Raw genomic sequence first — 20,669 nt, 5'->3', positions numbered from 1 at the left:
TCAGAACACGGCGTCGGCGAGGCGGTCGACCTGGTCGAGGTCGGAGGACCAGCAGTAGAGCACCACCTCGTCGGCGCCGATGTCCCCGAAGGCGTCGACCGCGGCTCGGATCTCCCCTGCGCCGGTGAGCAGGCCCCGGGTCATGTATTCGGCGCGTCCGGTGAAGGCGTAGTAGTCGCCGAGTGCCCGCCGGGCCCCCTCCACGGTGGGGTCGGGGCCGAGGGCGACGCTCGCCTGGGCGACCAGGTGCGGTCGGCCCGGGCGGTCGTACTTCTGCCAGACCGCCTCGACCTGGCGGAACAGACCGGACATGTGCGCGGCGGGCAGGGCCGCGCCGAGGAAGCCGTCGCCGAAGCGGCCGACCCGTTCCAGGGCTGCCGGGGCGAAGCCGCCGAACAGCACCCGCGGTCCGCCGGGCGTGGCGGGGCGGGGCCCGATGGGGGCGACGTCCTGCGCGTAGGGCTCGCCGGCCCAGGTGCGGCGCAGGCGGGTCAACTGCTCGTCGAGGCGGCGGCCCCGGCGGTGGAGGTCGATGCCGGCGGCGAGGCAGTCGTCGGCCCGCCCGCCGACCCCGATGCCGAGCGTGAAGCGACCGCCCGACAGACGGTCGAGGGTCGCGGTCTGCTTGGCGAGCAGGGCGGTGTTGTGGACGGGGGCGATCAACACCTCGGTCTGCAGGCGGATGCGGGAGGTGGCGCCCGCCAGGGTGGCGAGGGTGATCAGGGGTTCGGGGTTGTCGTAGACGAGCCGGTCGAGCAGGCCGAGCGTGCTGAAGGGGAGCGCGTCGGCGCGCCGTGCCCAGCTCGGCAGCAGGGCGGGGTCGTCGACGGGAAGGCCGAGGCCGATGTGCGGGGGCTGCGTGGAATGCATGGGTGCGGTCCTTTGGAGGGCATGCCGGAACAGTGGCGCCGCCCCTCCGTGGCCCCGGGCTGCTTGCGCGGGCCTGCTCCCCGTCTGCGGCATCGTTCGGGAGAGCGTGGTCTTCGAAGTCCGGTGAGCGTAACGGGCCCCCGGCGCGCGGGCAACGCTTTTCCGCCGGGGGCAGGTGCCTAGAACAACGGCTCCGGTCCCGCCGCTCCCCGTTCGAAGTCCAGCAGCCGCCGCTTGCGCTCCAGGCCGCCGCCGTAGCCGGTGAGGTCGCCGCTCGCGCCGACGACGCGGTGGCAGGGGACGATGATGCCGACCGGGTTGCGGCCGTTGGCGAGGCCCACCGCGCGGGAGGCGGCCGGATTGCCGAGAGCCGCGGCGAGTTCGCCGTAGGTGCGGGTCTCGCCGTACGGGATCTTCTGGAGCTGGGCCCAGACGGTGCGCTGGAACGGGGTGCCGTTCAGCCGCAGGCCGAGGGTGAAGTCCTTCAGTTCGCCGGTGAAGTAGGCCTCCAGTTGCTCCTCGGTCTCGGCGAAGGGGCGTCCGTCGCGCTCGCCGAAGGTCTCCTCCGGCGGGCGGTGGCGCTGGTCGGTCATGTAGAGGCCGCACAGGCCGCCGTCCTCGGCGACGAGGGTGAGTGCGCCGTAGGGGCTGTCGATCACGGTGTGCTGTTTCACGGGTTTCGCTCCGGCTCCTCGGACGGGCTCATACGGGCAGGAAGTTGATGGGGTGGTCGTCGGTCGCCCACAGGTACTGGACGGCGTACGCCCGCCAGGGCCGCCAGGCCGCCGCGCGGGCGGTGAGCGCGGCCGGGGTGGAGGGCAGGCCCAGTTCGCCGGCGGCGCGGCGGATGCCGAGGTCGGTGGGGAGGAACGCGTCGGGGTCGCCGAGGGCGCGCATGGCGATGACGTCGGCGGTCCAGGGCCCGAAGCCGGGCAGGTCGAGGAGCCGGGCGCGGGTCTCGGCCCAGTCGCTCTCGACGCCCAGGTTGACCGAGCCGTCGGCCAGGCGGCCGACCAGGGTGGTGAAGGTGGTGCGGCGGGTCCTGGGCATCGCCAGCGTCTCAGGGTCCACCGCCGCGAGCGCCTCGGTGGACGGGAAGAGGTGGGTCAGGCCGCCCTCGGGGTCGTCCACCGGATCGCCGTGCGCGGTGACCAGGCGGGCGGCGTGGGTGCGGGCGGCGGCGGTGGAGACCTGCTGGCCGAGCACGGCCCGTACGGCGAACTCCGCCTCGTCCACCGTGCGGGGCACCCGCCGGCCGGGAGCCTTGTCGACGAGCGGCGCGAGCAGCGGGTCGGCGCGCAGCTGGTCGTCGATCGCCGTCGGGTCGGCGTCCAGGTCGAGCAGGCGCCGGCAGCGGCTGATGGCGACGGTCAGGTCGCGCAGGTCGCTGAGGGTGAGGCGGCAGGCGATGTGGTCGGGGTTCGGTGTGAGGGCCACGATGCCGTGGCCGTACGGGAGGCGCAGGGTGCGCCGGTACGCGCCCTCCCGCCACTCCTCCACGCCGGGTACGGCGGTGGCGGCGAGGTGGCCGAAGAGGTTGTCGGGGTTGAGCGGTGTGCGGAAGGGGAGGCGCAGGGACAGGGCGCCGGGGGCGGTGCGGGCGGGGCGGCTCTTGGGGGCGCGGGTGCGCAGTTCGCTCGGGGAGAGGGCGTAGACCTCGCGGACCGTGTCGTTGAAGGCGCGGATGGAGGAGAAGCCGGCCGCGAAGGCGATGTCCGCCATGGGCAGAGCGGTGGTCTCGATCAGCAGCCGTGCGGTCTGGGCGCGCTGGGCCCGGGCGAGCGCGAGGGGGCCCGCGCCCAGTTCGGCGAGGAGCTGGCGTTCGACCTGGCGGGTGCTGTAGCCGAGGCGGGCGGCGAGGCCGGGCACGCCCTCGCGGTCCACGACGCCGTCGGCGATCAGGCGCATGGCGCGGGCCGTGAGGTCGGCGCGCTGGTTCCACTCGGGCGAGCCGGGGCTGGTGTCCGGGCGGCAGCGCTTGCACGCCCGGAACCCGGCCTGCTGGCAGGCCGCCGCGCTCGGGTAGAAGGTCATGTTCCCGGGCTTGGGCGGCACCACCGGACAGCTGGGCCGGCAGTAGATGCGGGTCGTCAGGACGGCCGTGAAGAACCAGCCGTCGAACCGCGCGTCCTTCGACCGGACGGCGCGCACGCAGCGCTCGGTGTCGGTGTGCATTCCCGTCTGCATGCGTCCAGGATGGTCCACCGGACGGGCCGGGGCTGGCGGGAATCCGACATGGACGTGCCCCGTGCTGGGGTCCCGCGGATCACTCCGGGCGCCATGCCGACTCGCGCAGCAGCCGCAGGCCGTTCAGGCCGACCAGCACGGTCGAGCCCTCGTGGCCCGCGACACCGAGCGGCAGCGGGAGGTGGCCGATCAGGTCCCACAGGACGAGGACGGTGATGCAGACCCCGGCGACGGCCAGGTTCTGGACGACCAGCCGACGGGCGCGCCGGGAGAGCCGTACGACGGCGGGTACGGCCGTCAGCTCGTCGCGCACGACGACCGCGTCGGCGGTCTCCAGGGCGAGGTCGGAGCCGGCCCGGCCCATGGCGATCCCGGCGTGCGCGGCGGCCAGCGCGGGGGCGTCGTTGACGCCGTCGCCGACGAAGAGCACCTTGCGGCCGGCCCGCTCCCTCTCCCTTACGGCCTCGACCTTGTCCTCGGGCAGGAGTCCGGCGCGGACGTCGGTGATGCCGGTCGCGTCGGCCACCCGGGCGGCGGCGGCCGCGTGGTCGCCGGTGAGCAGGGTGGGGGCGGTACCGGTGAGGGCGGTGAGCCGGGTGGTGGCCCGGGCGGCGTCGGCGCGGAGGCGGTCGGTGAGGGCGAGGGTGCCCAGGAGGGTGCCGTCGCGGGTGACGCGGACGGTGGTCTCGGCGCCCGCAGCGCCCTCGGTGGGATCGGCGCGGCCGACGTGCACCGTGCGGCCGTCGACCACGGCCGTCACGCCGCGACCGGGAGCCGCCGTGAAGTCGTGCGCGGGCGCGATGGGCAGTCCCCGGGCGCGGGCGGCGGCCACGATCGCGCGGGCCAGCGGGTGCTCGCTGGGGTGCTCGGCCGCGGCGGCGAGGGCGAGCAGGGCGTCCTCGTCGGCATCGCCGCCGGCCGAGGGGGTCACCGCGGTCACCTCGGGGGTGCCCTCGGTGAGGGTGCCGGTCTTGTCGAGGGCCGCGGAGTCGATCTCGCCGAGGCGTTCCATGGCGACCGCGGACTTGACCAGGACGCCGTGCCGGCCGGCGTTGGCGATGGCCGAGAGCAGCGGCGGCATCGTCGCGAGGACGACCGCGCACGGCGATGCGACGATCATGAAGGTCATGGCGCGCAGCAGGGCGTCCGTGAGGTCGGCGCCGAAGGCGAAGGGGATGCCGAAGACCGCGAGGGTGGCGACGACCACGCCGACCGAGTAGCGCTGCTCGATCTTCTCGATGAACAGCTGGGTCGGCGCCTTGGTGCGGGACGCCTCCTCGACGAGGGTGACGATCCGGGCGATGACCGAGTCGGCCGGGTCGCGCCCGACGCGGACGCGCAGGGCGCCGGTGCCGTTGAGGGTGCCGGCGAAGACGTCGTCGCCGGCGCGCTTGAGGACGGGCAGGGACTCGCCGGTGATGGTGGCCTGGTCGACCTCACCGGCGCCCTCGACGACCGTGCCGTCGGCGCCGATCCGCTCCCCCGGCCGGACCAGGACCAGGTCGCCGACGGCGAGGTCGGCGGTCGCGACGGTCTCCTCGCCGCCGTGCCGGACCCGGGTCGCGGTGGTCGGCGCGAGGTCGAGCAGGCCGCGCACGGAGTCGGCGGTGCGGGCGGTGGCCAGGGCCTCCAGAGCGCCGGAGGTGGCGAAGATGACGATGAGCAGGGCGCCGTCGAGCACCTGCCCGATGGAGGCCGCGCCGAGCGCCGCGACGATCATCAGCAGGTCGACGTCCAGGGTCTTCTCCCGCAGCGCCCGCAGCCCTTCGAGCGCGGGCTCCCAGCCGCCGGCGGCGTAGGCGATCGCGTAGAGCGGGCCGTGCGTCCAGGCGGGGGCGCCGCCGAGGTCGAGGGGCAGGGCGGCGAGGAACGCGACGAGGGAGACGAGCGCCCAGCGGGCCTCGGGCAGGGCGAGGACGCGGGTGCGGCGGCGGGGCGGCGCCGAGGCGGTGGGCGCGGCCTGCGGAGCGGGGGCGAGGGTGGTGGACACGCGGCACACCATACAGGAACACATGAAGACTCATTCATTCGTTCATCCGTTCATGTGTCTCCGGGGAGTCCGTCAGGGGGATGCGTAAGATGACCGCATGGGTCACGGAGCCGCCACCACCGCGCAGGACGCCGCCGAGCGGGTGCGCCTGGACGCGGACAACGTGGCGAAGGTCGCCACCACCCTCCAGGCCCTGTCCACCCCGTCCCGGCTGCTGATCCTCGCCCGGCTGCGCGAGGGCCCGCTGCCCGCCACCGAGCTGGCGGCGGAGGTCGGCATGGAGCAGTCGGCCTGCTCGCACCAGTTGCGGCTGCTGCGCAACCTCGGTCTGGTGGTCGGCGAGCGCCGGGGCCGTTCGGTGGTGTACGCCCTGCACGACGACCATGTCGCCGGGCTGCTCGACCAGGCCGTGTTCCACGTGGAGCACCTGCGGCTGGGGATCAGCGACACGGCTCGGTGAGCAGCCGCCGCATGGTCTCGGCCGCGCGTACGGCGGCGTCCGCGCAGCAGTTGTTGAACAGCACATGCAGCTCCTGCGACTGGCGTGCCGCGCGCCGGAGGCGGGGCACCCGGGCGGCGAGTTCGCGCACGTCGTAGTCGTACCGGAAGCGGTCCTCCTTGGTCCCCCTCCCCCAGGTCCGGCTGCGCCCGTGGAACCGGACGACGGCGAGGCCGGGCCGGGTGACCGGCGCGACGGGCGGCAGGGAGCCGGGCAGGCCCTGCGCCATGTCGGTGCCGACGGCCGAGGCGCCCAGGGTGCGGAGCAGGGCGTGGGTGGTCTCCGCCCGCTGCGCCTCCCACCAGCCCGGATGCCGGAACTCCACCGCGACGGGCCAGCCCTCGGTCCGCCGGGCGCAGGCTTCGAGGGCCGCCTCCGACCGGGAACCGGGGGCGAACCACGGCGGGAACTGGAAGAGCACGGCGCCCAGCCGCCCGGCCTCGCGCAGCGGTCCGACCGCCTCGGCGAACCTGCCCCACACCTCGTCCAGCACCCCCTGGCTCGTCTCTCCCCGTCCGAGCCGCGCCTGTGCGGCACCCCGCAGGTCGGCGGGGAGGGCCTCCGGGCGGGTGGGGTGGCCGGTCAGCAGCGAGAACGCCTTGACGTCGAAGCGGAAGCCGTCCGGTGTGCGCTCCACCCACAGCTCGCTGTTGCGCCGGCTCGGCAACGCGTAGTACGCGGCGTCCACTTCGACGACGGGCAGCCGCGAGGCGTAGTGCCGCAGCCGCCCCTCCGCGTCCCGGCGCCCGCGCGGGTACCAGCCGCTCGCCAGGAGCTGACGGTCCGTCCACGAGCAGGCGCCGACCAGAATGTCACCCATGGGAGCCCGGTTACCCCGGGCCCCCGTCGTGATCCGGGCCTATTGCGTCGCCGTCGGCCGCCGCGAGGCCCGCGTCGCCTCCCGGACGTCGGTGAGCGGGCGCAGCCGGTAGGTGTACGCGTAGTCCCGGTCGGCGAAGAGCTTGAACTCGTCGTGGGTGTGCGCGCCCCAGCTGTTGTCGCCGCCGACGCCCATCTGACGGTGGTTCAGGCGCAGGACGACCTCGTCCCTCGGGGTGAGCTGGTAGTCGTGCCGTACGCCGGCCGAGAGGTCCTCCGGCGTGAAGTACGAGGCGTTGGCCTCAAGGAGGGGTTCGCCGGACGCGAGCAGGCCCACGCCTTGGCGGTCGGTGAGGGCGATCCAGCGGACGTCGGTCTTGTTGCCGTTCTCCTGCGGGCGGATGTACGGGGTCCACTGCTCGGCGACGGTCCCGGAGTACCGGCCGACGTCCGTGCCGTCGTTGCGGTCCCAGTGGTTCTCCTCGGGGCCGCGGCCGTACCAGTGGACCCGGTCCAGGCGGCCCGGCAGGAACAGCATCGTGCCGACCTCGGGGATGTAGGGCAGGTTCGCGGCGCCCGGGTGCAGGGTGTTGTCGACCTTGATCTCGCCGTTGCCGAACACCGTGTAGGTGGTGCCGTACGCGGACTCCACCGAGGTGGGCAGCGTGCCGGTGACCTTGATCTCGACGGCCCGGTCGCCGAGCGCGCGCACGGCGACGCCGGTGACCTTCCGGCGGGCGCCCGCGTCGCGCCAGGTCTGGTTGCGGGTGTGCTGGCCGTTTCCCTTGTCGTTGTCGGTGGGCGCGCGCCAGAAGTTGGGCACGGGCCCGGAGGTGATCAGCCGGGTGCCCTTGGCCTCGTAGGAGGTGATGGTGCCGGTGCGCTTGTCGACGGTGACCGAGAAGCCCTTGCCGGTGATCCGCACGTCCTGGTCGCGGTCCTCGTGGCGCAGCGCCGGGACGCTCGCCAGGCGTGCCGGGGTCACGGCGGGGGCGCCGGTCTCGACGGGGAGCTGCTGCCGGGCCACCTCGAAGCCCGCCTTCGCCCACGGGGTGGGCTCCTTGGTGGTGAAGGAGAGCTGCAGGAAGTACTCGGTGCCCGGGGCGGGGTCGCCGGGAAGGCGTACGGGGACGGTGATGTCCTTGCTCGACCGCGGTGCCACGTCCAGCTGCTCCCGGGTCAGCTTCCCGCGCCGTACCACCTCGCCGTCGGCGACGAGTTCCCAGTGGCCGTCGAACTCCCGGAGGCGGGTGAAGAGGTACTCGTTGGTGAGGGTGACGGCGCCGGGGCCCCCGCCGGGGGTGCGGGCGGCGTTGATCGCCTGGTAGACGCGCTTGACCTCGGCGGCCTTGCCGGTGTGGCCGCGGTCGGCGGTGATGATGCCGTCCGCGACGAAGGCGCCGTCGTTGGGGTTGTCGCCCCAGTCTCCGCCGTAGGCGAGGAAGGTCTTGTCCCCGGGCCGCTTCCGCTCGGTCTTCACGGTGGCGGCGTCGAACCAGAACCGCACGCCGTCGTCGCCGGGGCCGCGGCCCTCGGATGCCAGTTCGGCGGCGGCGAGGGCGCGGGCGTACACGCGGGCGCGCCGGATGGTGCCGCTGAACTCCCGTACCTGGTTGTCGGCGTCAGTGGCGAGCGCGAGGGGCGCGGTGTTGCTGCTGGGGCGCCGGTCGGTGGTCCGGGTGGCCCGTTCGACGCCGTCGACGTAGAGGGTCAGGGTCCCGGCGTCCGCGTCGAAGACGCCCGCGAGGTGGTGCTCGCGGCCGGTCCAGTCGTCCGGCACGGTCCAGTTCGCGGTGATCCACTGGCCTGCGGAGTGGATGAAGAACTCCAGGGTACGGTCGTTCTGCTTCAGCGCGTACTGGGTGTCGCCCTTGGCGAGGATCGGCTGGTGGTAGCCCGTCACGTGCGGGGTGACCCAGGCCTCCAGGGTCAGGGAACCCGTGAGGTCCAGGCTGTCGTCGCGCTCGAAGACGGTGATGCCGGACAGGCCCTTGTCGCGGTCGAGGGTGCCGCGGGTGGCGAGGATCTCGCCGCGCAGCCCGGCGGGCCCGGTCTCGGTGAGCAGGGTGCGGGCGGGGACGGGCGTGTAGAGGGACTGGTCCACGAAGTCCCAGATCCAGCCGCCCTGGAGCACGTCGTACCGGCGGACGATGTCCCAGTACTTCTTGAAGTTGCCGGTGGAGTTCCCCATCGAGTGGGCGTACTCGATCATGACGTACGGCCGGGTGTCGGCGGTGTCCTTCGCGCGCTGCTCGACGCGCTGCGGGCTGTCGTACATCTCCGAGCGGATGTCGCTGATCCCGGGGCGGTCGTCGCCCTCGTACTGGATGACGCGGGTGTCGTCGTAGGAGCGGATCCAGTCGTGCATGGCGGTGAAGGTGGAGCCGCCGCCGGCCTCGTTGCCCAGCGACCAGATGACGACGGAGGCGTGGTTCTTGTCACGGTGCACCATGTTCTGGGCGCGGGCCACGCAGGCCGCCGTCCAGTCGGGGTGGTCGCCGGGGTACTCGTCGCGGATGCCGTGGGTCTCCAGGTTGGTCTCGTCGACGAGGTAGAGGCCGTACTCGTCGGCCAGTTCCAGCCAGTACGGGTTGTTCGGGTAGTGCGAGGTGCGGACGCTGTTGATGTTCATCCGCTTGATGATCCTGATGTCCTCGACCATGTCCTCGCGGGTGAGCGCGGTGCCGCGGGAGGGGTGCATCTCGTGGCGGTTGGTGCCGCGGAAGGACACCGGCTCGCCGTTGATCCGCATCAGCCCGTCCTTGAGCGCGAACTCGCGGAAGCCGACCCGGTGGGACACGGTCTCGGTCACCTTGCCCGCGGGGTCCCGCAGGCGCAGGACGGCCGTGTAGAGGTTCGGGTGCTCGGCCGACCAGAGCGCGGGCTTCGGCACCGCCTTGGCGGCCCGTACGGTCACGTCCTCGCCGGCGCGGGCCGTGCCGACGTCGACGGGCTGCTCCAGCGGCCGGGACCAGACGGCGTGGCCGCGCGCGTCGTACAGCTGGGTCTCGACGGTGTAGCGCCCGGTGCCGGCCGCGCCGTACGCCCGCACGCTCGCGGTGACGGCCAGTTCGCCGCCGGTGTAGGTGTCGTCGAGCGGGGTGTCCAGCTTGAAGTCGCGCAGGTGCACGGCCGGGGTGGAGTAGAGGTGGACCGAGCGGAAGATGCCGCTCACCCGGATCATGTCCTGGTCCTCCATCCAGTCGCCGTCGGAGTAGCGGTAGACCTCGACGGCGATCTGGTTGGTGCCCGGCTTGAGGTGGTCGGTGACGTCGTACTCGGACGGCGTACAGGAGTCCTCGTCGTAGCCGACCAGTTCACCGTTGATCCACACGTAGTGCGCGGACTTGACGCCCTCGAAGTGGAGGAAGGTGCGCCGTCCCTTCCAGTCGCGGGGGACGGTGAAGGTGCGCCGGTACTGGCCGACCGGGTTGTAGCGGGTCGGCGCGGCGGGCGGCTGCGGGTCCTCGCCGAGGCCGTTGGGGCCCCAGTACGGGTAGGTGATGTTCAGGTAGATGGGGAAGTCGTGGCCGTGCAGCTGCCACACGGAGGGGACCGGGATGGTCTCCCAGTCGCCGTCGTCCACGTCGGTGCGGTGGAAGTCGGCGTCCCGGTCCTCGGGGCGGTCGGCGTAGGCGAACTTCCAGGTGCCGTCCAGGCTCAGCCGGTAGGGCGAGCGGGCCCGGTCGCCGGCGAGCGCCTGCTCGACGTCCGCGTAGGGCGTGAGCGTGGCGTGCGGTGGCTCGGTGCCGAGCCGGAAGACACCGAAGTCGTTCCACTCCGGGGGCTCGTCGGCGGCCGCCCGGCGTCCGGCTGCCCGCGCGGTGACGGGCGAGGCGGAGAGGGCGAGGGCGCCGAGGACGGCGGCGCCGCCCTCCAGGAGACGGCGGCGGCTGACGACCGGGCGGGGACGGCCGGCCGGACCGGACGGGGACTGGGTGGGTGACACGGGCGAGTGCGGCATGACCGTGGCCTTCCGTGGGCTTCGGGGGCGGCTCAACGCACGGTGCTGTGACAGCAGTTGCCGTGGGGGTGGATCACAACTGCCGGTGACGCGGCGACTACTGAGTCACGGGTCACCCTAGGACCCGAACACAACCGAATCAATTACCCCGTCGGACTTTGTTCGTTCCTGGTGGAGGGGTGTGCGTCAGGGTCGCCCAGTCGACGGTGCGCTCGCACCAGCGGTCCAGCAGGACGCGGTCGTGGCCGACGGCAAGCAGTCCCGCTCCGGTCGCGGCCCGGTAGTCCTCCACCACCCGGACCAGCGCGGCCGTGGTCGAGGCGTCGAGCATCGCCGTCATCTCGTCGCACACCAGCCAGCGCGGGCTCAGCACCAGGGCACGGGCGAGGCAGGCGCGCTGCAACTGGCCGTCGCTCACCTCGTGCGGGCGTCTGGTCAGCAGGTCGGCGGTCAGCCCCACGGTGGCGGCCAGTTCGGCGACGCGGCCGGCGGCCCCGTCCCGGCGTCCGGTGGCGCGCAGGGGCTCGGCGATCAGGTCGGCCAGCGCGAGCCGGGGGTCCGCGGAGAGGCGGGCCTGCTGGAAGACGACGCCGAAGGCGGTGCGCTGTTCGCGCGGGGCGCGGTGCCGCCAGTGCCGTACGGGGGTGCCGTCCAGGAGGAGCGCCCCGGCGTCGGGCCGGTGCAGCAGGGCGGCGACGCGGGCGAGGGTGGACTTGCCGCAGCCGCTGGGGCCGAGCAGCCCGACCGCCTCCCCCGGCGCGACGGACAGGGAGACGTCCCGGAACACGGGCGCCTTCCCGTCGTATCCGGCGGTGACGGTGCGCAGTTCAAGCACGGTCGGCGGCCTCCGTGAGGACGGCGTGCGGATGGTGGCAGGCCACCTGGCCGCGCAGCGGGGGCGGGGTGGCGCAGGCGTCGGTCGTCCGGTCGCAGCGGGCGGCGAAGGCGCAGCCGTCGGGGAGCGCGCCGAGTTCCGGCGGCAGGCCGGGGATGGGGGCGAAGGCGCGGTCGGGTAGCGCGTCGAGCAGACCGCGGCTGTAGGGGTGGCGTGGGCCGGTTGAGCCGAAGAACGCGTTCGCGTCGGCGAGTTCGACGATGCGGCCGGCGTACATCACGGCGACGCGGTCGGCGATCCGCTCGGCGGCGGCCAGGTCGTGGGTGATCATCAGCAGGGCACGGCCGTCACCGGGACGGACGCCCCCGCCTTCGGCAGTGTCGACATGTCGCCGCAGTTCGTCGACCGTGCGGTCCACCAGGTCCCGGTCGAGCCCGGTGGTCGGCTCGTCGGCGAGCAGCAGGGGGGCGTCGCCGACCAGGGCGAGGGCGGTGGCGGCGCGTTGGGCGAGGCCGCCGGAGAGTTCGTGCGGATGGTGGTCGAGGTGGTCCGCCGGGAACGCGGCGCGCTCGGCGGCGGCCACCGCGGCCGAGCGCAGGGCCTTGCTCCCGCGGGCCCCGGTGAGTTCCGCGACCGTCTCCTCCAGTTGCGCCCGGACGGAGCGGACCGGGGTGAGATGGGCGGCCGGGCTCTGCGGGACGAGGCCGATCAGCCGGCCCCGCACCGTGCGGGCCAGGGTCCGCTCGTCGGCGGCGAGCAGGTCCAGGTCGCCGAGGAGCGCGCGGCCCGCGGTCTGCGCGTTGCCGGGCAGCAGACCGAGCAGGGCGGAGGCGAGGACGGACTTGCCGCAGCCGCTCTCGCCGATCAGGGCCAGGCACTCGCCGGCCGCCACGTCGAAGTGGGCGTCGGTGACGGCGGCGATCCGGCGTCCGCCCGGCATCAGGAAGCGCACCGACAGACCGCGCAGCGACAGCACGGGGGCTCGCTCGCTCACAGCATCAGCTCCGATCGGCGCCGGGGGTTGATCCGTTCCCGCCAGGCACCCGCGAGCCCGGCGACGGCGAGGGTGGGCACGATGATGAACAGGCCGGGGAAGAGCGTCGGCCACCACTGCCCGGCCAGCAGCGAACCGCGGGCCTCCTGGATCAGGTTGCCCAGGCTCGCGGTGTGGGTGGGCAGCCCGAGGCCGAGGAACGACAGCGCCGACTCGTGCCACATGGCGTGCGGCACCATGAGTACGGCGGCCAGCGCGGCCTGCGGCAGCACCGCCGGCAGCAGGTGCCGCACCGTCACCCGCCACCGGGACGCGCCGCCGGAGACGGCCGCGTCGATGTACGGACGGGCGCGCAGGGACAGCACCTCGGCGCGGACGATGCGCGCGGTCGACAGCCAGTGGGTGAGCGCGACGGAGGCGACCACCGGCCAGACGCCCGGCCGGAACATCGCGACGATGAAGATGCCCAGCAGCAGGTGGGGCACGGAGGAGAAGGCGTCGACCACCCGCATGACGCCCCGGTCGACCCGGCCGCCCAGCGCCCCGGCGGTGGCGCCCACGGCGGTGCCGACGACCGTCGCGGTCAGCGCGGCCGCCACTCCGACGAGCAGGGAGACACGCAGGCCGTACACGCAGCGCAGCAGCAGGTCGCGGCCGACGTCGTCGGTGCCGAAGGGATGCCGCCAGGTGGGGGCCTCCAGCTTGGCGGCCAGGTCGACGGCCTGCTGGTCGAGTTGCACCAGCGGCGGCACGAGCAGCACGGCGAGCACGGTCGCGGTCAGCAGCACGGCGGAGGTGCGCAGGCGCAGGGTGCGGGTGGAGCGGCGGTCACCGCCGCGGGAGCGCCACGCGGTGCCTGTCTTCTCGGCGGCGACGTCAGTCATCGACTTCACATCTCACTGAGCTTCACCCTCGGGTCGAAGAGTCCGTAGAGCAGGTCGGCCAGCAGGTTGCCGGCGAGTACGGCGGCGGTGGCGAGGGTGGTCAGGGCGGCGAGCAGCGGGAAGTCGACGGCGGTGGCCGCCTCGACGGTGGCGGCGGCGATGCCCGGCCAGCTGAAGACGCTCTCCACCAGCAGGGCGCCGGTGATGAGTTCGGGGACGCGGGAGCCGATCAGGGTGAGTACGGGCAGCAGCCCCGAACGCAGGGCGTGTCCGAACAGGACGGTGCCCTCCCGCAGTCCGCGGGCCCGCGCGCCGCGCACCGGGTCCTCCGCGAGGGCGTCGGCGACGCCTTGGCGCACGTAGAGGGTGAACCAGGGCAGTTGGGAGACGGCGAGCACCCCGGCCGGCAGCACGAGGTGGCCCGCGACCTGCCCCGGGGTGACCTGTTCGCTGGCGGTGTCGGTCAGTCCGCCGGCGGGCAGCACGTCCCACTGGAGGGCGAACAGCCACACCGCGAGCAGCGCGATCCAGAAGACCGGCGCCGCCTCCAGGGTGTACGCGAGGGAGGTGACCGCCCGGTCGAGCACCGAGCCGGGCCGGCGGGCGGCCAGTACGCCGAGGAGCGTGCCGAGGGTCACCGCCAGGGCGAAGGCGACGGCGCACAACAGCGCGGACCAGACGAGCCGTTCACCGATCACCTGGGTCACCGGCTGCCGCAGCACGCTGGAGTGGCCGAGGTCGCCGGTGAGCGCGGAGGTCAGCCAGTGCCACCAGCGGACGACGAAGGACTCGTCCACACCGAGGTTCTCGCGCAGCCGGTCCAGGGTCTCCTGGTCGGCGCCGAGCGCGGCGGTGCCGGCGTAGGCCTTGACCGGGTCGAAGGGCGAGGCGGCGGCGATCGCGAACACGCCGAAGGTGACGACGAGGACGACGGGGACGGCGGACAGCGCGCGCCGCCCCGCCAGCCGTGCCATCGCGGCCCAGGGCAGCCGTCGGGCCGGTCGGATCACTTCTTCGGCCGCCAGTCCTGGATGTTCCACCACGGCCCGCTGGCGAAGCCGTGCTCGTGCGGCTCCAGTTGGGTGGTCAGCCCGTCCCAGCGGTCGGCGAGGACGTAGAGGTGGTCGATGTGGGTGAGGAAGGTGTAGCCGGGGTCCTCGACGAGGGCCTGCTGGATCTCGTCGTAGGCGGCCGCGCGCTTGTCCGGCTCCTCGCTGCGGCGTCCGGCGTCGAGCGCCTCGTCCACGGCCGGGTTGACGTAGTGGGCCATGTTGTTGAAGCCGTCACCGGCGAGGGTGGAGTGCAGCAGCGTGTAGAGGCCGAAGTCGGGGTCGCCGACGCTGCCGAGGCCCGCGAGGACCGCGTCGGACTTCATCCGCGGCTCGATGACCTCCCAGGTGGCACCCTCGACCTTGACCTCGATGCCGGCCTTCTTGGCGTCGGAGGCGTAGGCGAGCGCGTGGTCCTGGCGGACCTTGTCGCCCGAGGGGTAGTAGAGGGTGAAGGAGGCGCGCCGTCCGTCCTTGGCGCGGATGCCGCCGGAGCCGGGCTTCCAGCCCGCCTCGTCCAGGATGCGCTCGGCCGCGGCGAGGTCGTGCGGGCGCTCGATGCCGCGCTCGTACCAGGGGTCGTCGACAGGCAGCGGCCCGTACGCCGGACGGCCCGCGCCGTCGAGGATCCTGTCGACCATGGCCTGCCGGTCCACGGCGGCGTCCAGCGCCCTGCGGATCGCACGGTCACCGGTGACCTTGCCGGAGGTGGGCAGGGTGACGGCCCGGAAGTCGTAGGACCTGGCCCGGTAGGTGCGCCTGCCGTCGTCCTTCTCGAAGGTGGCGGCGAGGTTGGGCGGCAGGACGGCGCCGTCGAGGTCGCCGGAGCGCAGCCGGGTGGCGCGCACGTTGTCGTCGGCGATGACGGCCATGGTGAACGACTCCACGGCGGGCTTGTCGCCCCAGTAGTGCGGGTTGGCCTTGAAGCCGAGCTTCTCGCCCTTGCTCCAGTGGGTGAGCACGTACGGTCCGGTGCCGACCGGCCGGGTGTTGAAGTCACCGGTGTTGGGGTCCTGTCCGCCCGCGATGTGCTCGGGGACGATGGGCAGGACGGTGCGGGCGGCGAAGGGCGCGTAGGGGTACTCGAGCGTGAAGACGACGGTGTCGTCCCCGCTCGCGCGGACGCCCTTGATCGCGTCGAGTTCGCTGCGGGCGGTGTTGTTGGTCTTCCCGTCGAGGACGGTGCGGTACGTGTAGACCACGTCCTCGGCGGTCAGCGGTTCGCCGTCGCTGAACTTCACGCCGTCGCGCAGGGTGTACGTGTACGTCCGGCCGCCGTCGGTAACCTTCGGCAGCGCGGTGGCGAGCGCGGGCTTCAGTTTCAGGTCGGTGTCACGGGCGAGCAGCCCGTCGAAGATCTTGGAGTTGCCGTCCTTGCCGTAGCCGAGCAGCGGGCTGAGGGTGTCCGGCTCCGAGGCGACCCCGATGACGACGGACTCGGCCGCCCCCGCGTCGCCGTCCGCTCCCCCGCCCGAGGGCGCGGAGCAGGCGGTCGCACCGGCGGCGAACGCCACCGCGGCGGCGGCACTCCGTATCGGCAGGCTCCGATCGGTCCGACGGGTCCAACGGGTCCGACGGGCTGTCATGTCTCCCCCACGCTTGTTGTCGATGCGCAGCTATTGCACATCACTCGCAATAAAGCGTCAAGCCAGGTGGCGGAGGTGCCGGGCGCGGCACCGCGTGTGCGCGGGACGCTCCCCGACGGGCGGGACATGGGTGAGGCGGCCCGGGCCGATCAGTGCCGAGGCGTGGTCGCCGACTCCCGTCTCTCCTGGCGTCGCCGGTGAGGTGTCGGTGTCCATGGCGGTCGGAGCGCCGACCGCGCGTTCAGCCCACCCGGGCGGCGAACGCCTCGTACGCGCGGGCGTCGAAGAGGACGAAGCGGACCTCGGTGACCGAGGTCCGTGTGGTCCGCACCGTCTCGACGGCGATGCGCGCCGCGTCGTCCAGCGGCCAGCGGTAGACGCCGGTGGAGATGGCGGGGAAGGCGACCGTGCGGGCGTCCAACTCGTCGGCGGTGCGCAGGGATTCGCGGTAGCAGGAGGCGAGGAGGCCGGAGCGGTCCTCGGTGGCGCTGTACACCGGGCCGACCGTGTGGATCACCCAGCGCGCGTCCAGGTCGCCCGCGGTGGTGGCGACCGCGCGGCCGGTGGGCAGGCCCTTGCCGAGGTGGCCCGCGCGCAGCCTGCGGCACTCCGCCAGGATCGCGGGGCCGCCGCGGCGGTGGATGGCGCCGTCGACGCCGCCTCCGCCGAGGAGGGAGGAGTTGGCGGCGTTGACGATCGCGTCGGCGCTCTCGCGGGTGATGTCGCCCTGGACGAGGGTGATGCCGGTCATGTCTGCCTCAGTCGCCGCCAGACGGCCTTCGCGGCGTTGTGCCCCGACATGCCGTGGACGCCGGGGCCGGGCGGGGTGGCCGACGAGCAGATGAAGACGGCCGGGTGCGGGGTGGAGTACGGGAACAGGGAGAGCTTGGGGCGCAGGAGGAGTTGCAGGCCGGAGACCGCGCCGGAGGCGATGTCGCCGCCGACGTAGTTGGCGTTGCGGACGGCGAGTTCGGGCGGGCCGGCGGTGGCACGGGCGAGGACGCGGTCGCGGAAACCGGGGGCGAAGCGCTCCAGTTGGCGTTCTATGGCGTCGGTGAGGTCGCCGGTCCAGCCGTTGGGCACGTGGCCGTACGCCCAGAAGACGTGCTTGCCGGCCGGGGCGCGGGTGGGGTCGGCGACGCTGGGCTGCACGGTGATGAGGAACGGCCGCTCGGGAGCGCCGTCCGTGCCGGAGGCGGCGTCCAGGGCGGCGCCGATCTCCGCGCTGTCGGCGCCGATCTGCACGGTGCCCGCGCCGCGCGGTGCCTCGGCAGTCCACGGGACGGGTCCGTCCAGCGCGTAGTCGATCTTGAAGACGCCGGGCCCGTACCGGTAGTTCGCGTAGTGGTTGCCGAGCCCGGCGATGCGGGCCAGAGCCGTGGGCGAGGTGTCGAAGACGTACGCTCGCGCGGGCGGCAGGTCGTCCAGGCGCTTGACCTCGTAGTCGGTGTGGACCGTACCGCCGAGGTCCTTCAGGTACGCGGCCAGGGCGTCGGAGATGGACTGGGAGCCGCCGCGCGCCACGGGCCAGCCGCGGGCGTGTGCGGCCAGCGCGAAGACCAGGCCTATGGCGCCCGTCGCGAAGCCGCCGAGCGGGGCCATGACGTGCGCGACGAGCCCGGCGAAGAGGGTCTTGGCGCGGTCGTCGCGGAAGCGGCGCATCAGCCATGTCGACGGGGGCAGGCCGACCAGTCCGAAGCGGGCGAGGGTGACCGGGTCGCGGGGCAGCGCGGTGAGCGGCAGGGACATGAAATCCCGGGCCAGGGTGTCCCACTTGGGCAGGAAGCGCTCGACCAGCCTGCGGTACGGGCCGGCGTCGCGCGCCCCGAAGGACGCGGCCGTCTCGCCCACCGAGCGGGACAGCACGGCGGCCGAGCCGTCGAGGAAGGGGTGCGCCATGGGCAGATCCGGGTGCAGCCACTCCAGGCCGTACCGCTCCAGGGGGAGGTGGCGGAAGGCGGGGGAATTGATGCCGAGCGGGTGCGCGGCCGAGCACGGGTCGTGCCGGAAGCCGGGCAGGGTCAGCTCCTCGGTGCGCGCGCCGCCGCCCACGGTGCCCTGCGCCTCGAACACCGCGACCGAGAAGCCGCGGCGGGCCAGCTCCACCGCCGCGGTCAGCCCGTTCGGCCCCGCACCCACTACGACCGCATCGAGCATCGACGGCACCTTCGGACCCCTTCGTCTGCCGATGGCCACTGGGGATCAGGATATGCCCGGGGTCCGACAGCGCGCGGTCGCGGGTGGTCCGGGCCGTGCGCGGGGTGCCGTGTCCGGCCCCCGGCGACGGGGCGGAGGGGGTTCAGGCGGCCGCCGCGGCGCGGAAGGTGCTCGGGCTGAGGCCCTTGTGGCGTTTGAAGGCGGCGCTGAAGCCGAAGGCGTCCGCGTAGCCGACGGACCTGGCGACCTGGGCGATGCTGAGATCGGTGTCGGTCAGCAGCACCTCGGCGTCGGCCATCCGGCATTCGGTGAGGTAGGCGAGCGGCGGCCGGCCCATCAGCTCGGTGAAGCGCTTGGCGAACAGCGCCCGCGAGACGCCCGCTCGGCCGGCGAGCGACGCCACCGTCCAGGGCTGGGCGGGCCTGCCGTGGAAGGCCCGCAGCGCGGGGCCGAGCACCGGGTCGGCCAGCCCGCGGTACCAGCTGGGCGCGTCGGCGCCCGCCTGGTCGAACCAGGTGCGCAGCGTGCACACCAGGGCCCAGTCGAGGAGCCGGTCCATCAGCGCCTGGGAACCCGCCGAGAGCCGGGCGGCGTCGGCGGCGGCCGTCTCCAGCCAGGCACAGACCTCGGCGTCCTCGCTGACGACCAGGACGGGTGGCAGGGTGCGCAGGAACCGTTCGTGGCGGTGGCCCGAGGCGCGGTAGGCGCCCACGATCAGCGCGGTCGCCCCGTCCGGGTCGGTGCCCCATCGGATACCGCCGATTTCCTCCGCGGTGCACTCGGCGTCCGTGAAGCACGCGATCTCGTACTCGGCGTGCGGGTGGTCGACCGTGGTGGGCCGGTCGGCGAGGAGGAACGGTGCCGGGCCGCGCACGACGGCCGTGTCGCCCGCGCCGACCGCCCGTCGGGTGCCGTCGGGCAGCAGCAGCGTGCCGCCGCCGCGCAGCACGCTGACCATGGTGAGCGGCGCGCCGTCGGTGAAGCGGACGGTCCAGGGCGCCGTCAGGACCGCGTGGCTGACGACTGAGCCCTCGGCCCGGATGCCGTTCAGCAGCGAACTCAGAGGATCCACGCCGGCCATCGTAGACGATGACACATGTTTCTCAGACTTTCTCCCATGGATCATCCAATCTGCCGGAGCTGTACTGGACTCGTCGCAACGGACGAGACCAGCCGGGAGACCCCGTGACGCAGCACAGCAGCAAGCCCAGGACCGCCCTCGTGGTCGTCGCGCACCACCGCGCCGACTCCCTCACCGCGCACACCGCCCGCCGTACCGCCGACCGGCTGGAGGCCGCCGGATACCGCGTCGACCTGCTCGACCTGCACGCCGAGGGCTTCGACCCGCGGATGAACGCGGCGGATCAGCCGGACTGGGGCGACCGGGAGAAGGCGTACTCGGACGAGGCGCGGGCCCATATGCGGCGCGTCCTCGACGCCGATGTGATCGTCGCCGTCTTCCCGGTGTACTGGCAGAGCGTGCCCGCCGTCCTCAAGGGGTGGATCGACCGTGTGTGGAACTACGGCTTCGCCTACGGCCGCAGCAGGCCGCGCCTCGCGGGCAAGCGCATGCTGTGGCTGGGCCTGGCCGGTGCCACCGCGGACGACCCCGTCACCGAGGGGATGCGCTCCCTCCTGGAGGCCAACCTCAGCGAGGGCATCGCCTACTACTGCGGCTTCTCCCACTCGGCCGTCGGCCTGCTCACCGACGCCGAGGACCGCCCGCAGCGTGTCGACGCCGAGGGCAATCTGCGGGTCGGCGACGCGGTCGCGGGCGCCGAGCGCGAGGCGCGGTACGCCGACTTCGACCGCCGTGCGGGGCAGTTCGTGGAGGAGTTCCTCGCCGCGGAGGTGCCGGCGGCCTGACGGCGGGCGCCCGCAGAGCGGTGACCTCCCCCGGGGATCAGGCTTCCCCCGCCAGCAGGGCCACCACCCGGCGGGCCGTGGCCGCGTCGCGGGCGGCGGTGAACGGCAGTTCGTTGCCCCCGGTGATGCGGAAGGGCTCGCCGGTGCGGGTCAGGTGGGTGCCGCCCGCCTCCTCGACCAGGAGGAGACCGGCCGCGTGGTCCCACGCCGCCTCCCAGGAGAAGGCGGTGGCGTCGGACTCGCCGCGGGCGACGGCCAGGTACTCCAGGCCGGCCGAACCGCAGGGCCGGGGGGCCACGCCCGGGGTGCGCAGGGCGAGCAGGTCGCGCTTCTGCTCGTCCGTGGTGTAGTCCGGGTGGGACATGGCCACCCGCAGCTCGCGGCCGGGCTCGGGCGGCCCCGCGTACAGCCGCTCGCCGTCCAGGAAGGCGCCCCGGCCCCGCACGGCCGTGGCGAGCCGGTCACCGGCGGGGGCGTAGGTCCAGGAGGCGTGCACGACGCCGCGGTGGGCGAGCGCGACCAGCGTGCAGAAGCCCTCCTCGCCGCGCACGAACTGCCGGGTCCCGTCGACCGGGTCGACGATCCACACCGGCGCCTCGCCGCGTATCGCCCCGTACGACGCCGGGTTCGCGTGCACCGCCTCCTCGCCGACCACCACCGAGCCCGGCAGCAGGGCGGCCAGGACCTCGGTGAGGTACAGCTCGGCCTTGCGGTCGGCGTCCGTCACCAGGTCGTGCGGGCCGGCCTTCTGGTCGACTTCGTGTGCCGCGAGCCGGCGCCAGCGCGGCATGATCTCCTGCGCGGCCGCCTTGCGGACGGCCTCCTCCACGTCGTCGGTGTGCCGGGCGAGAAACTCGTCGATGGTTTCGTTGTTCTCGATCACGACTCCATGAGAGCACGCGCCACTGACAATCCCCACCCGGGCGGTGTACTCCGGTGGGAATCGGCACGAACATCGGGGGCACGGGC

At 73.7% G+C, this 20,669-nt stretch carries 17 protein-coding genes; 2 read left to right on the top strand and 15 right to left on the bottom strand.

What is annotated here, in order from left to right; all coding sequences use genetic code 11:
• The 4 genes from ACZ6IM_RS25065 to ACZ6IM_RS25050 form a co-directional block, all read right to left on the bottom strand.
• Positions 1–870: an LLM class flavin-dependent oxidoreductase gene (locus ACZ6IM_RS25065; protein ID WP_052840569.1), complete on the bottom strand. Its 870-nt coding sequence runs from the start codon at positions 868–870 to the stop codon at positions 1–3.
• A gap of 179 nt (positions 871–1,049) precedes the next feature.
• Complete coding sequence (locus ACZ6IM_RS25060; RefSeq protein ID WP_052840570.1) at positions 1,050–1,544, bottom strand: methylated-DNA--[protein]-cysteine S-methyltransferase; 495 nt, start codon at positions 1,542–1,544, stop codon at positions 1,050–1,052.
• Positions 1,545–1,572: 28 nt separating this feature from the next.
• Complete coding sequence (locus tag ACZ6IM_RS25055; RefSeq protein ID WP_469559203.1) at positions 1,573–3,057, bottom strand: AlkA N-terminal domain-containing protein; 1,485 nt, start codon at positions 3,055–3,057, stop codon at positions 1,573–1,575.
• Positions 3,058–3,136: 79 nt separating this feature from the next.
• Entirely contained in the window at positions 3,137–5,059 is a 1,923-nt protein-coding gene (locus ACZ6IM_RS25050) for a heavy metal translocating P-type ATPase (protein ID WP_469559489.1), read from the bottom strand.
• 85 nt (positions 5,060–5,144) lie between these two features.
• Between ACZ6IM_RS25050 and ACZ6IM_RS25045 the strand changes: the two genes are divergently transcribed.
• Positions 5,145–5,507, top strand: coding sequence for an ArsR/SmtB family transcription factor (locus tag ACZ6IM_RS25045; RefSeq protein WP_052840572.1), 363 nt, complete (start codon positions 5,145–5,147; stop codon positions 5,505–5,507).
• Here the strand turns inward: ACZ6IM_RS25045 and ACZ6IM_RS25040 are convergent.
• From ACZ6IM_RS25040 to ACZ6IM_RS24995, 10 genes are all read right to left on the bottom strand, one after another.
• Complete coding sequence (locus tag ACZ6IM_RS25040; protein WP_052840573.1) at positions 5,488–6,366, bottom strand: DUF72 domain-containing protein; 879 nt, start codon at positions 6,364–6,366, stop codon at positions 5,488–5,490. The genes ACZ6IM_RS25045 and ACZ6IM_RS25040 overlap by 20 nt on opposite strands.
• A 39-nt stretch (positions 6,367–6,405) precedes the next feature.
• Entirely contained in the window at positions 6,406–10,329 is a 3,924-nt protein-coding gene (locus ACZ6IM_RS25035) for a glycoside hydrolase family 2 TIM barrel-domain containing protein (protein WP_052840574.1), read from the bottom strand.
• A 139-nt stretch (positions 10,330–10,468) separates the two neighbouring features.
• The gene (locus ACZ6IM_RS25030; protein ID WP_052840575.1) at positions 10,469–11,164 is read right to left on the bottom strand and encodes an ABC transporter ATP-binding protein; all 696 of its coding nucleotides are present in this window, start codon (positions 11,162–11,164) and stop codon (positions 10,469–10,471) included.
• The gene (locus ACZ6IM_RS25025) at positions 11,157–12,158 is read right to left on the bottom strand and encodes an ABC transporter ATP-binding protein (RefSeq protein WP_469559196.1); all 1,002 of its coding nucleotides are present in this window, start codon (positions 12,156–12,158) and stop codon (positions 11,157–11,159) included. Before ACZ6IM_RS25025 ends, ACZ6IM_RS25030 begins: the two co-directional genes overlap by 8 nt.
• Positions 12,155–13,042 carry an ABC transporter permease gene (locus tag ACZ6IM_RS25020; RefSeq protein ID WP_052840605.1) on the bottom strand — a complete coding sequence of 296 codons (888 nt, stop codon included), beginning with the start codon at positions 13,040–13,042 and terminating at the stop codon, positions 12,155–12,157. Before ACZ6IM_RS25020 ends, ACZ6IM_RS25025 begins: the two co-directional genes overlap by 4 nt.
• 5 nt (positions 13,043–13,047) lie before the next feature.
• Positions 13,048–14,016, bottom strand: coding sequence for an ABC transporter permease (locus tag ACZ6IM_RS25015; protein ID WP_052840606.1), 969 nt, complete (start codon positions 14,014–14,016; stop codon positions 13,048–13,050).
• A 32-nt stretch (positions 14,017–14,048) separates the two neighbouring features.
• Positions 14,049–15,677, bottom strand: a complete 1,629-nt coding sequence (locus ACZ6IM_RS25010) for an ABC transporter substrate-binding protein (RefSeq protein WP_469559191.1) — start codon at positions 15,675–15,677, stop codon at positions 14,049–14,051.
• A gap of 241 nt (positions 15,678–15,918) precedes the next feature.
• Positions 15,919–16,428, bottom strand: coding sequence for an O-acetyl-ADP-ribose deacetylase (locus ACZ6IM_RS25005; protein ID WP_052840577.1), 510 nt, complete (start codon positions 16,426–16,428; stop codon positions 15,919–15,921).
• The gene (locus ACZ6IM_RS25000) at positions 16,425–17,834 is read right to left on the bottom strand and encodes a phytoene desaturase family protein (RefSeq protein WP_469559187.1); all 1,410 of its coding nucleotides are present in this window, start codon (positions 17,832–17,834) and stop codon (positions 16,425–16,427) included. Before ACZ6IM_RS25000 ends, ACZ6IM_RS25005 begins: the two co-directional genes overlap by 4 nt.
• A 142-nt stretch (positions 17,835–17,976) precedes the next feature.
• Positions 17,977–18,906, bottom strand: coding sequence for an AraC family transcriptional regulator (locus ACZ6IM_RS24995; protein ID WP_469559185.1), 930 nt, complete (start codon positions 18,904–18,906; stop codon positions 17,977–17,979).
• Between the two features lie 113 nt (positions 18,907–19,019).
• On the opposite strand from ACZ6IM_RS24995, the gene ACZ6IM_RS24990 reads away from it, so the two are divergent.
• Positions 19,020–19,700 (top strand): NAD(P)H oxidoreductase, encoded by a 681-nt coding sequence (locus ACZ6IM_RS24990; RefSeq protein ID WP_052840580.1) that lies wholly within the window; start codon positions 19,020–19,022, stop codon positions 19,698–19,700.
• A gap of 37 nt (positions 19,701–19,737) precedes the next feature.
• Here ACZ6IM_RS24990 and ACZ6IM_RS24985 read toward each other — a convergent pair whose 3' ends face one another.
• A complete protein-coding gene (locus tag ACZ6IM_RS24985) occupies positions 19,738–20,583 on the bottom strand; it encodes an inositol monophosphatase family protein (protein WP_469559181.1) in 846 nt (281 codons plus the stop codon).
• Between the last annotated feature and the right edge of the window lie 86 nt (positions 20,584–20,669).

Source organism: Streptomyces sp. NPDC042336 (assembly GCF_055581985.1).
The sequence above is the reverse complement of the archived record's forward strand: the minus strand, read 5'-3'. Positions and strand labels throughout refer to the sequence as shown.